Annotated in this window: 10 protein-coding genes; 1 reads left to right on the forward strand and 9 read right to left on the reverse strand. The window is 77.3% G+C overall.

Annotation, left to right across the window (positions count from 1 at the left end; all coding sequences use genetic code 11):
• The 7 genes from J4709_RS52550 to J4709_RS52580 all read right to left on the reverse strand — a co-directional run.
• Positions 1-1,866: FAD-dependent monooxygenase (locus J4709_RS52550; RefSeq protein WP_208253054.1), on the reverse strand; the 1,866-nt coding region annotated here is incomplete at its 3' end.
• Entirely contained in the window at positions 1,863-2,930 is a 1,068-nt protein-coding gene (locus J4709_RS52555) for a polyprenyl synthetase family protein (protein WP_208253055.1), read from the reverse strand. The genes J4709_RS52555 and J4709_RS52550, both read right to left, overlap by 4 nt.
• Positions 2,903-5,368 (reverse strand): HelD family protein, encoded by a 2,466-nt coding sequence (locus tag J4709_RS52560; protein WP_208253056.1) that lies wholly within the window; start codon positions 5,366-5,368, stop codon positions 2,903-2,905. The genes J4709_RS52555 and J4709_RS52560 overlap by 28 nt, the downstream gene beginning before the upstream one ends.
• A gap of 102 nt (positions 5,369-5,470) precedes the next feature.
• Entirely contained in the window at positions 5,471-6,121 is a 651-nt protein-coding gene (locus J4709_RS52565) for an SDR family NAD(P)-dependent oxidoreductase (RefSeq protein ID WP_208253057.1), read from the reverse strand.
• Entirely contained in the window at positions 6,118-6,864 is a 747-nt protein-coding gene (locus tag J4709_RS52570) for an acetoacetate decarboxylase family protein (protein WP_307802184.1), read from the reverse strand. Before J4709_RS52570 ends, J4709_RS52565 begins: the two co-directional genes overlap by 4 nt.
• Before the next feature lie 79 nt (positions 6,865-6,943).
• Positions 6,944-7,435, reverse strand: coding sequence for an SRPBCC family protein (locus tag J4709_RS52575; RefSeq protein ID WP_208253058.1), 492 nt, complete (start codon positions 7,433-7,435; stop codon positions 6,944-6,946).
• A 44-nt stretch (positions 7,436-7,479) separates the two neighbouring features.
• The gene (locus J4709_RS52580) at positions 7,480-8,082 is read right to left on the reverse strand and encodes an HD domain-containing protein (protein WP_208253059.1); all 603 of its coding nucleotides are present in this window, start codon (positions 8,080-8,082) and stop codon (positions 7,480-7,482) included.
• 120 nt (positions 8,083-8,202) lie between these two features.
• Between J4709_RS52580 and J4709_RS52585 the strand changes: the two genes are divergently transcribed.
• Positions 8,203-10,263 carry an outer membrane protein assembly factor BamB family protein gene (locus J4709_RS52585; RefSeq protein WP_208253060.1) on the forward strand — a complete coding sequence of 687 codons (2,061 nt, stop codon included), beginning with the start codon at positions 8,203-8,205 and terminating at the stop codon, positions 10,261-10,263.
• Between the two features lie 32 nt (positions 10,264-10,295).
• Here J4709_RS52585 and J4709_RS52590 read toward each other — a convergent pair whose 3' ends face one another.
• Together J4709_RS52590 and J4709_RS52595 are read right to left on the reverse strand one after the other, a co-directional pair.
• Positions 10,296-11,525: a glycosyltransferase family 4 protein gene (locus J4709_RS52590; protein ID WP_208253061.1), complete on the reverse strand. Its 1,230-nt coding sequence runs from the start codon at positions 11,523-11,525 to the stop codon at positions 10,296-10,298.
• 136 nt (positions 11,526-11,661) lie between these two features.
• Positions 11,662-12,120 (reverse strand): UDP binding domain-containing protein (locus J4709_RS52595; protein ID WP_307802185.1); only part of this gene is annotated, 459 nt, incomplete at its 5' end.

The raw sequence follows: 12,120 nt of genomic DNA on the forward strand, positions 1-12,120 counted from the left end.
GGCGTCCGCGGCCTCGCGGGCCGCCGACGCCGCCCGCGCCACGGCGCCGGCGCCGTCCTCGGGGACGGCGGTGAGCCGCGCCGCGACCATCGCCGCGCGGGTCGTGTCGAGCCGGGTCCGCCCCCCGCGCAGCGCCAGGACGTCCTCGGCGTGCAGGAACGCCCGCCCGCACTGGTGCCCGTACTCGCGCAGCGCGGCGACGGCGGGCGGGGCCGCGCCGCCGAACTGCGCGCCGATCCGCGCCGGATACTCCAGCAGCGCGCCGAACACGCGGGCGCTGAGCGCCGCGGCGTCCGCGGCCGTCGCGGCGGCGAGCTGCTCGGCCCGCAGCTCGGCCAGCTCGGCGAGCCAGTCGGCGAAGGACCGCGACGCTTCGGGCGCGGAGTCCGCGACGAGCCGGGACGCCTGCGCCATCAGGAAGTCGCCCGCGAGGACGGTCGAGGTGAGCGCCCAGTCGATGCCGCGCTCCGGCGGGCGCTCGGGCGGCGTGCTGAGGAACGCCAGCGCGCCGAGCGTCGCCAGCTCCACGGCGGCGGCGGTCGTGGCGCGCGCCGGGGCGGGCGGCGTGCCGCCCGCCAGCAGCGCCGCGTAGAACGGGACGGCGGGCCGCAGCCGGTCGCGGGACCGGACGTCGCCGGCCAGCGCGATCCGGGCGAGGAACGGCCACTCGGCCCGGACCGTGGCGACGGCGACCTCGTCGCACGCCACCAGGAACGGGGCCATCGGCGCGGCGTCCCGGCCGGCGAGGCCGAGGCGGTCCGCGCCCGCCAGATCGGACAGCCCCTCCGGCAGCAGGACCGCGCGGCGCGCCTTGGCGAAGAAGGGGTGGTCGTCCTCGGCGGCGGTGTCGAGGACCCGCCGGGTCAGGGAGTGGCGGCGCGACGCGTGCCGCGCCGTCTCGAAGTAGCCGACGAACGAGCGCCGCAGCCGCCGCTCGTAGGCGCGGCCGGCCGCGTCCGGGTCGGAGCGGTGCGCCGCGACGGCCTCCGCCGCGAGCAGGCCGCTCTGGACGGCGTTGCTGAGCCCCTCCCCGGTGAAGGGGTTGACCAGCCCGGCCGCGTCGCCGACGGGGAGTCCGGCCGCCGCCGCCACGGCGTCGGGGGAGAACCCGACGCTGACCCGCCCGCGCACCCGGGGACCGGCCGGGGAGGCGCCGGCGAACCGGGGGTCGGCGGCGAGGTGCGCGTCGAGCTCCGCGTCGAGCTCCGCGTCGTCCAGCCCGTCCGCGCCGACGCGCAGCAGCAGGACGGTGGCGGTGTCGCCGGCCCCGGCCAGCGCCCACATCGCGGCGGGCGGCTCGTTCGGGTCCGCGGTCCGGGGCGGCGGGAGCGTCAGCGACGCCGGGGCGCCCAGCGCGGCGCCGGTGACGCGGAGGGCGTGGACCGTGCCGCCGGACGGCCCGCGCGCCGCGTCCCCCGCGCCGGTGGCGACGATCGCGTGCCGGGCGAGGATCTCGGTTCCCCCGACGGTGGTGCGGTGGCCGCCGGCCGCGGGGGTCACCGGCGCGGCCGTCCCGGTCAGGACCGTCGCGCCGAGGTCGGCGGCGGTGTCGCGGAGGAACGCGGTGAACGCGGCGCGGCCGGCCGTGGCGCCGCCGACGCCGTCGACCGTCCGGACGTGGCCGCCGGCGGAGCGCAGCTCCAGGATCTCCACCGGGCGGGTCGCGGCGAACGTCCCGCCGAGCTGCGCGACCGCGCGCAGCGTCGGGCCGCTGAGCAGCACGTCGTGGTCCGCGACCGGGGCGCCCGCGTCGATCAGGACGGTCGCGACGCCGCGCCGGGCGAGCAGTGCCGCGGCCGCCGCGCCGGCGGGGCCGGCCCCGACGACGACGGCCTCGACGTCGGGAGACGGCGATCGGGGCGTCACGGCCCGTCCTTCCCGGCGAGCGAGGTCATCCGCAGCAGCTCCTCCCGTACGGCGGGGTCGGGCACGTCCTCCAGGGCCGCGACCGCCCGGTCCCGGTGGACCGCGGCGAGCGCGGACGCCTCCGCGAGGCCCCCGTGCGCGCGCACGAGATCGCCGACGGCGGGCATGTCGGCGAGGGAGAAAGCCGGCGAGAGCAGCAGCGCCGCCAGCTCGCCGGTCGTGTCGCGGGCGAGGGCGAACAGCGTGGGTGCGCCGAACAGCCCCAGCAGGTGGTCGGTCCCGGCCGGCTTGCCCGGGCCGCCGGAGGGCCCGCCGGGGCCGCCCGCGAAGTCCAGGCAGTCGTCCGCGACCTGGAAGGCGACCCCGAACTCCCTGCCGAAGCGCTCCACTCCCCGGACGACGTCCGCGTCCGCGCCCGCCTCCAGGGCGCCGAGCGCGCAGCACAGGCCGAACAGGTCGCCGGTCTTGCGCTCGACCAGCTCGCGGTAGTCGGCGATGGGGAACGCGGTGTCGAAGGCGCGCTCCACGTCGAGGATCTCCCCGTAGGACAGGTGCGCGGCGGCGCGGCTCGCCAGCGTCGCGGCACCCCGGCCGAGGTCGGCGGCCTCCTGCCCGGCCAGCGCGAAGCACGCGAGCCCGGCCAGCGACGCCCGCGCGCTGCCGACCACCGTGTGGGCCGCCGGCCCGCCGCGCCGCGTCTCCGCGCGGTCGACGATGTCGTCGTGCAGCAGGGACGCGATGTGCAGCAGCTCCACGACCGCGCCGAGCCGCGCCACGCGCTCGGGGTCGGCGGGGCCGAGGCGGGCGCAGGCGGACACCAGCGCCGACCGGAGCCGCTTGCCGGGCCGCTCGACGAGCGCACGCGCGGACGCGGCCAGCGGCGCGGACAGCTCGCCGCACAGCGCGAGCAGCCGCCGCTCGACGGCGCGGGACCGCTCCTCCGGCGTCGGCCCGGCCGGCGGGGGGTGGATGTGGGTCAGCGCCGCCTCCTCGTCGTGCCCGACCGTACATCGGCCGTCCCCGCCGCGCCATGGGCTCAGCCGGACAGCAGGATGCCCTCCCATTCGGGGGCGGACGTCAGCACGACCAGGTGCTGCGTCGCGCGGGACACGGCCACGTACAGGACGCGCAGCCCGTTCGGCGACTGGGCGGCGACCGTCTCGGGCGCCGCGATCACGGCCGCGTCGAACTCCAGGCCCTTGGCCTCCAGGACGTCGAGGACCTGGACGCGCTCGGGCAGCCCGGCGGCGAGGGTTTCGCGGGCCGCCGCGTCCCACCGCGCGGACGCGATCTCGTGCGGCAGCGGGATCGTGCCCTCGTCGTGCGCCTCGGCGGGATGGAACGGGACGATCACGCCGATGGTGCCCTCGACCTGCGCGAGCAGCTCCTCGGCGGCCTCCCGCGCGGCGGCGGCGAGACCCGCCTCGGGCAGGACGCGCAGCACCGGCGCGATCCCGGACGAGCGGACGGCCCGCGCCGGCCGCGCCTCGGGCAGCGCGCGGGCCAGCACCCGCGCCGACACGGCGGCGATCTCGGTGGAATTGCGGTAGTTCGTCGTCAGCTCGTACTCGTGCCGGGTGCGGCGCGGCGCGGGCTTGCGGCGCCGGTTGCGGCCCCGCGACGGCGGGCGCTCCCCGCTGAGCGCCGCGTCCATGGCGGTGCGGGCGGCGGCGAGGTCCTCCCAGGCGCTCTGCGCCGGGTCCTCCACGACCGTCCAGCTGGCCTGGCGGCCCCGGCGGCCGAGCATCCGCCACTGCATGGGCGACAGGTCCTGCGCCTCGTCCACCACGATGTGCGCGTACTCGGGGCGCTCCTCCACCACGCCGTCGTCCACGCGGCGGGACCGTTCGAGCCGCTCCATGGACGTGGTGAGCTCCTGCATCTCCGGCTCCCAGTCGTCCTCCGCGACCTCCTCGCCGGTGAGGATGTTGACGCCGTCCACGACGAACGGGTCGTCGGCGGACGCGGCCGCGCGGCGGCGGGACGGGCGGGGCGGCGAGCCGAGCAGCGCGTCGATCTCGTCGATCAGCGCGACGTCCTGGTAGCTGAAGAGCGGTTCCCCGCCGCCGGCGGGGCCGGCCCAGGACGCGGCGAGCCGCGCGACGTCGTCGCGGTCCAGGTCGCGGCCGGCGGCGCGGCGCAACCGGGCCGGGTCGCCGAGCGAGCGGAGCACCTCGGCGGGCCGGCGGATCGGCCAGAACGCGACGAGGAAGCCGGCGAACTCGCGCTGCTCGCGGACGCGGGCGTCGAACTGCTCGCGGGGCGTGCCGTTGCCCGCCGGGCTGCCGGGCTGCTCGTCGTCGAGGGCGCCGAGGCCGTCGGCGGCGAGGATCGCGTTCCACAGCCCGGCCTCGGCGCCCTCGGCCTCCCGCGCCGCCTCGGGGCCGCCGAGGTCGTTGAACCGCTGCCACAGGGCGTCCAGCAGCATCTGGGCGACCTGCCGGCGGGCCGCGTTCACGCTGCCGCGGCTGCGCCGGTGCACGTCGCCGCGGATGCGGTCGAGGTGCTGCCGGTCGAGGGACAGGACGACGCCCTTGAACACCACGCGCAGCTCGTCGGGCGCGCCGGGGGCGTGGTCGGCGACGGCGCGCCGCAGCACGGTCGCCATCGCCTCCGCGCCCTTCAGCGCGGCGAGCGCGGGCGTGTCGTGGACGGTCGCGGTGACGCCGTCGACCAGGTCGCCGAGGGAGCGCAGCGTCGCCGAGCCCTCGCCGAGGGACGGCAGCACCCGCTCGATGTAGGCGGTGAAGCGGCGGTTCGGGCCGACCACCAGCACGCCCCGGGAGCCGAACCGGCGGCGGTGCCGGAACAGCAGGTAGGCGACGCGGTGCAGGGCGACGGCGGTCTTGCCGGTGCCGGGGGCGCCGCGGACCAGCACGGTCCCGTCGGCGGGCGCGCGGATCACCTCGTCCTGCTCGCGCTGGATCGTCGCGACGATGTCGCGCATCGCGCCCTCGCGGGCGCGGGCGAGCGAGGCGAGGAACGCGCCGTCGCCGACGATCGTCATGCCGTCGGCGGCGTCGGGGTCGAGCAGGTCGTCCTCCAGGTCGACGACGGTGTGCCCGCGCGAGTGCAGGACGCGGCGGCGGACGACGCCGCGCGGGTCCTCGGGGGTGGCGCGGTAGAAGTCCTCGGCGGCGGGCGCGCGCCAGTCGATGACCAGGGAGTCGTGCTCGCTGGTGCGCACGCCGATCCGGCCGACGTAGCGGACCTCGCCCGTCCCGGCGAGGTCGAGGCGGCCGAACACCAGCCCGTCGTCGGCGATGTCGAGGGCCTGGGCGCGCAGGGCCGCCTGGTGGACCATCGCGTCCCGGTCCACCAGGGAGCCCTTGGTGCCCGCGAGCGACTGCCGGTAGCCCTCGCGGATCATCGCCTGGGCGTCCGCGCGCATCTCCTCCAGCCGCGTGTAGGCGATGTCGACGTACCGCTGCTCGGCGGCGATCTCGCGGTCCTTGACCGTGCCGCCGGGATCGGTCGGCCGCCCGGTGACCTGGGACGACATGCAGGCTGCTCCTCGCGCTCGGCTCACCGGGGAGGGCCCCGGCACCCTAAGGGGCGAAAGAGACAAGCCTATGCGGTCCCCCTGACATTCAGCGCGGCGCGTTCAGCGCGGCGCGGACGTCCCGGCCGTTCCCGGACCGAACAGGACGCGGCGCAGCGGCCCCCGCAGCGGGCCCGGCCGCGGGCCGGGCGCCACGCGCACCTCGCCGGGCCGCGCCAGCGACCGCTCGATCTCGTCGAGGACGAGCCGGGCGGGGGCGCCGGCGGGCGGGCTCGCGCAGCGGAACGCGACGCCGCGGCCGCGGTGCTCGTCCGCGAGGGCCTCGACGTAGGCGCCGGCCGCCGCCGCGGCTGCTGCGGACGCCGGGGACGCGGCGGCCGGGACGATGACGATCACCTCGCCCGCGCCGCGCTCCAGCATCCCGGGGAGCGCCGCGCGCAGGAGGTTCACCGGGCCGAGGAACGCCTCGCGCATCACCTCGTCCACGGGCGGTTCCGGGGCCGCGGGCGGCGGGGGCGGGGCGAGGACCAGCCGGTGCACGGCCCCGGTCACGCCCAGGATGTCCGCGACGTCCTTGGTCTCGGTGATGTCGCAGGTGCGGACGTGGGTGTTGGGCGAGCGGAGCGCGGTGGCCGCGAGCCCGTCCTCGTCGGTGTCCACGGCGACGACGTCCCACGCCGCCGCGGCGAGCCGCCGCGCCGCGAGCGCTCCGATGCCGTTGGCCGCGCCGGCGACCAGGGCCGTCCGCCTCACGGGGCCACCTCCTCGGCCGGGTCGAAGCTCATCGACAGGTGCCCGACCGTAGTGCTGCTCAGCGCGCGCGCCCGGTCCAGGCCCAGCGCGCGGAGTTCTTCGGCCACCGGGTGGTCTCCCAGGGTCACCTTGGCGCCGCCGGGGCGCATCCGCACGTCGGACGGTGCGAGCGTCCACGGTGTGCGGCGGGTGACGCCGTCCAGGCACGAGTAGGCGTCCACCTTGGGCGCTCCGGCGCCGCCGGGCATCGGCGCGCCGGGCCGCACGGCGACCTCGACGGCGGTGCGGCCGCCGACCTGCACGGCGCACCGCTTGACGCGTCCGGCCAGGTCCATCGGGATGTCGGCGAGCTCCTTGGGGAAGCCCCAGATGCTGCGGCCGCACTCCAGGGTGAACTCCTGGTTGACGGGGAGCCAGTGGATGAACGCGCCCACGCCCCGCATGCCGCGCAGCCGCCCGAGCCGGCCGGACGGCGGCGGGGTGCCGGGCGGGCGGACCAGGAACGCGACGGCGAACTCGTGGTACGGCCCGAGGTCGCCGTCGGCGTAGCGGACGAACGCGAGCGAGCAGATCGCCCTGCCCGGCCACGGTTCGGCGATCTCGAGGCCGGAGTAGGCGATGACGGCCTGCGCGGCGGCGGCCGGGACGGCGAACATGGCCGAGGCGACGGCGGCGTCCCGGATCTTGACCGGAAGCGCGACCTCGTGCCCCTGGATCGGATGGACTTGCGCGGCACTTGTCACAACGGTAAGTAGAACAGGTTCTCGTTTTGCTGCCAAGGGCGGCCCCGCGCCTCGCCGCCCGCGCGGCCCGGCCCCCGGCTCAGCCGCGCTCGACGCCCGCCTTGATCCGGCCGAGCGTGGCCCGCATGCCGGTGCGGTTGAGCGCGGCGCGCTCCGCGGCCGGCACGCCGGTGAACACCTTCCCGAGCAGCGAGACCAGCCCGGCGCCGCGGGTGCCGCGCCGCAGGTCCTCCCAGTACTCGGTGAGGCGCGTCCGGGCGGCGTCCCCGCCGACGTCCTCGATCCGGTAGCCCCACAGCGCCACCGGGATGCCGAAGCTGGACACGCGGAAGGCGAACGCCTCGCCCGGGACGGCGACCGTCACCTCGCAGGTGGTGAACCACACCCGCCAGCCGAGCCGGTTGAACCCGACGAACTTCGTGCCCGGGCGCACGGCGCGGCCGCGGACCCAGGTCGAGAAGACCTCCGGGCTCCACTCGCGCGTCCGCCGCAGGTCGGCGACCGCCGCGTAGACCGCCCGCGGCCCGGCCTCGACCGCGACGCTCTCCTCGACCACCCACTCGCGTTCCATGGCCCCGATCATCCCATCCCATGACCGCCTGGTCACTACATGGTCTAGCGCAAGCCGGAGAACGCCTCGCGCCACTCGCCGTACCAGGCCGCGAACCACGGGTGCGGCTCGGCCAGCGGAACGATGTAGGTGACCGTCTCGGCGTAGTAGCGGCGCTGGAAGTCCGGCGGCATCTGGTCGAGCCGCTGGACGTTGCTGACCCGGTCCGCGAGCTTCACCAGGACCGCCTGCGGCGGAGCGTCCCGCAGCCGCCGCAGGTACGCGGACTTCGCGGCGCGCTTCGCCTGCCGCCCCGCGCCGCCCGCCGGCGGCTTGGTGACCCAGTCGACCAGCTCGGTCACCTCCGGCCCGAACGCGGCCTCCACCTCGGCGAGCGTCGCCGGGGTGTCCTCGACCACGTCGTGCAGAAGCACGGCGGACAGCACCGCCGCATCGGTGACGCCCGCGCCCCGGACCAGCACCTCCAGGGCCTCCAGCAGGTGCTCGACGTAGGGGACGCCGGTCGGCCGCAGCTGGTCGCCGTGCCAGCGCTGCGCCGCCTGCGCCGCCGCCGCCAGCGCGCCGAGGTCCAGGCGGGCGCCGTCGCCGGACGACTCCAGGTCCGCGCGGGCGGCGTCCCAGGTGCGCCAGCGGGTGAAGACCTCCACGTTCCCTCCGTTTCCTCCGGCGGTGTCGCGCGGGCGGGCGCGACACGGCAAGGTGGGGGTCCACACTATGCGGCCAGTGGAACGGGAATGCGGGCGGCGGAACAGGGAGGCGGCGCGGGCGTGGGCGGGAGCCGGCGGCGGCCGGACGGCCGGCCGGGGCCGGGAGGCGGCGTCCGCGTGGCCCTCGGCCTCGTCGCGGGCGCCCTCGCCGTCGCGCTGTGCGCCGTCCTCGTCGAGCGGTTCGTCCTGCACGCCGAGTGGTGGCAGGTCCGGCACACCGTCACCCGGCAGCCCGTCGCGCCGCAGATCGACGTCGGCCCGCCGCCCGGGCCGCTCGCGCCGGGCTGGGAGCAGACCACCCGGATCCACCGCGGGTCCGCCGCCGGGTACGACGGCGTCGCCTTCGCCGTGGCGCGCGGGCAGGTGGTGACGGCGTCCGGCGGCGGCCTGGACGTCCGGGACGCGCGCGACGGCGCCCAGCGCTGGAGCTACCGCCGCACCGGGTGGACGCTGCTCGGCTGGACGTCCACCCGGTCCCGGATCGTCGCCTACTTCGAGCGGGACGGCCGCCGCGGCGACCGGCTGCTCGTCGGGTTCGACGAGCTGTCGGGCGCGCAGCTGTGGCGGCACGAGGGCGAGCGCCCCGCGGCGGTGTCGCGCGCGACGCTGCGCTGGCCCGCCGGGGCCGGGGTGGTGCTGACCACCGACGACGGCCGCCGCACCCTGTACGGGGTGTCCGCGCTGACCGGCAAGCGGCTGTGGCGGACGCCGCTGCCGAAGGGATGCCGGCTCTACGAGGGCGCGGCGCAGCCCTCGGACGCCCTCGACCCCGCGGACGCACCCGCTGCCGCGGCCGGCCCCGACCCCGGTGACGCCCTCGCGGCACTGGCGGTGGGCTGCACCGGACGGGACGGCCGGCTGCTGGCCGTCGACCCCGGCCACGGGCGGGTCCTCTGGAGCCGGACGCTCGCGAAGGGGGAGTCGCCCGAGGTGCGGGTGCTGGACGGCGCGGTGCTGGTCGCGGACGGGGCGGCGCTGCGCGCGTTCACCGCCGGCGGCGACCAGATCGCCCGCTGGGACGGCGACCTCGTGTGCGGCGACCAGATGTGCCCGGCCGTCCGCGCGGGCGGGCGGCTCCTGGTCGTCCGCCACCGCGACGGGAAGGGCGCCGGCACGGACCGGATGGAGGCGGTCGACGTCCCGTCCGGCACGGTGGCGTGGTCGCGGGACGTGCCTGGATACGCGGCGCTGGCGCAGGCGGGCGGCACCGTCTACGCGCTGCGGCCGCGCCTGTCCGACCAGCTCCTCCCGGCTGGCGTCGACATCGTGGACCCCGGGGACGGCCGGGCATCGACCGTCCCGGTGCCGTTCGCGATGGACCCGGACCTCCGGGGTGCGCGGCCGTGGCTGGCGGCGGCGGGCGGGCTGCTGTACACGGCGGTCGCGGAGGCGGCGCCGCGTCCGGAGGGCGCGGCCCGGCTGGTCGCGCTGCGCGGCGCGGCGGACGGGCCGGGCCCCGCCGAGCTGGGCGGGGTGCCGGTGCGCGACTGGCCGGACGCCTGCGCGCTGCTCAAGAAGGCCGACCTGGCCGCCGTGCACGCCGACGACCACCGCATGCGGTCCGCGCGGACGAGCGTCGGGGGCGTGACGCTGCCGCACCCCGTGTCCTGCACCTACGAGACGACCTGGAACGAGCCGCCGGGCCACGGGACGCCGGGGAAGCAGCCCGGGAAGGCATCCGGGAAGGCACGGCCGTCGGGCGGACCGGATCCGTCGAAGACGCCGTCCGGCAAGCCGGGCGCGACCGGTGCGAAGGCCGGGACGTCGCCGACCCCGCACGCCTCGGGCGGCGCCAAGCCCGCCAAGCCCGGCGGCAAGCCGGGCGGGGCCGTGCCCGAGCAGGCGTTCCGCGGGCTGACGGTGAGCGTCCGCTGGGTGGCGGAGACGCGGGCGGAGGCGGGGAGGATGCTCGACGCGCTGCAGGAGGTCCAGTCGCAGGCGCGGGAGCGTCCCGACATCGGGGCCGACCGCGCCTACGAGCTCGGCCCCACCGCGGGGATGATCGCGCTGCTCGTCGACCGGGCCGTGGTGGTCGTGGACGTGGACCAGCCGCCCGGCGCCGCGGCCCGCCTCGCCCGGTCCGTCGTCGAGCGGCTGCGCGCGCGGGGGCAGGGCGCCTGACCCTCCGGCGCCCGGCGGCCCCGCGCCGCTCGTCAGTAGTCCGGAACGGCCTCGGGCATCGGCTCCGGGATCGGCTCCGAAAGCGGCCTGCCCAGCGGTTCCGGCAGCGCCTCGGCGAGCGGCTCCGGAGACAGCGCCGGCTCCGGAGACAGGGCCGGGTCCGGCACGACGGCGGTGCTGCGGCCCGCCCACGCCTCCAGCTGCGCGACGAACCGCTCCGCGTGCACCGGCCAGTGGAAGCGCGCGCGGGCGGCGGCGTAGCCGCGCTCGCCCAGGCGGGTGCGCAGCTCCGGGTCGTCGCGCAGCCGCAGGACGGCGGCCGCCGCCGCGGCGGGGTCGCCGAACGGGACGACCAGCCCGCAGCCCGCCGGTTCGACGATGTCCACCGCGGGCGGGTTCGGCGTCGTGATCACCGGGACGCCGCGGGACATGTACTCCACGACCTTCGTCGGCATCGAGTGCCGGTAGTTGGGCTCGTCGTGCAGCAGCGCGAGCCCCGCCATCGCGCCCTCGGCGATCCGCAGCGCCCGGTCGTTCGGGACGAACCCGTACCAGCGCAGCACCCCGGTGCGCTGCGCGTCGCGCAGCGCGGGCCGCACGTCGGGGTCGGCGGAGCCGATCAGCTCGACCGTGATCCCGTCGCGGGCCAGCAGCCGCGCCATCTCGATCATGTCGAGCGCGCCGCGCGCCGCCGACAGGTTGCCGACGTAGACGGCGCGGCGGTCGTCCGGCGGGCCGGGCGGCAGGTCGGAGACGTAGGTGGTGTTCGGCACGACCGGGTGGTCGCCGCGGAACCGGGCCCGGTACCCCTCCTCGGCGAGCAGCAGCTTCAGCCGCCGCTCGCCGCGCCGCTCCAGCCGCCGGACGGCGGGCCGCAGCAGCGGCCGGACCGGCCCCGGCACCCAGTCCTTCGCGGTGAGCGCCGCGGCGGTGTCCTCGTGGACGTCCCACACCACGGTCCGGTCGAGCGCCTCGCGCGGCAGGGAGACCACCAGTTCGGGGTCGTGCAGCAGGATCACGTCGGCGTAGCCGGCGTGCTCGGCGAGGGCCCGGCGGGCCGCGCGCAGCGCCGAGACCCGGCGCCGTCCGGTGGCCCGCGGGACGTCCACCGGGCTGACGTCGCGCCATGGGGTCGCATTGCACGCCCGGAAGGGCGCGATGTAGGTGACCTCATGGCCGGCGTCGAGGAGCGCGCGTATCTGCCGGTGCAGAATGCGCGCATCCTCCGGATGGTGCACCACCGTGCAAACACAGATCCGCATTTCCACTCACTCCGCAAGGTTCCGATAAAAGCGCCTGCTGCTCGAGTCTCGGCCGGGCATGGAAATCGTCAATGAATTCCCCTTGTCCGCGATATGGACGGTCGGGGGCGACTGGTGCGCTCCGCCGCGGGCCCCGTCAAAGGAGTTCGACGGTTTCGAGGTGGACGTCCCGGGTGCGGCCGCGGGTGTCGAACAGCAGCCGGGCGTGCCGGGTGAGGGTCTCGCTGTCGTAGGCCGCGTGGTCGGCCAGCACGATCGCCAGGTCGGCCTCCCGAAGCGCCGCGGGCAGGTCGTGGTCGGCCGGCGGGACCGCGGTCCCGTCCACCTGCCACTCGGTGACGAACGGGTCGTGGAAGGACAGGTCCGCTCCGAGCCGTGCCAGCCGCCGTGCGACGGGTCGTGCCGGGGATTCGCGTTGGTCGGCGATGTCGGCTTTGTAGGTGACGCCGAGGAGGAGGACTTTGGCGTCTTTGAGGGCGCGGCCTTCGCGGTTGAGGAGTTGTTGGGCGCGTTCGGCGACGTAGCGGGGCATGCGGTCGTTGATCTCTTGGGCGAGTTCGACGAAGCGGAAGGGGTAGCCCAGGGAGCGGACCTT

The organism is Actinomadura violacea (assembly GCF_017573465.1).
Lineage (GTDB): Bacteria > Actinomycetota > Actinomycetes > Streptosporangiales > Streptosporangiaceae > Spirillospora > Spirillospora violacea.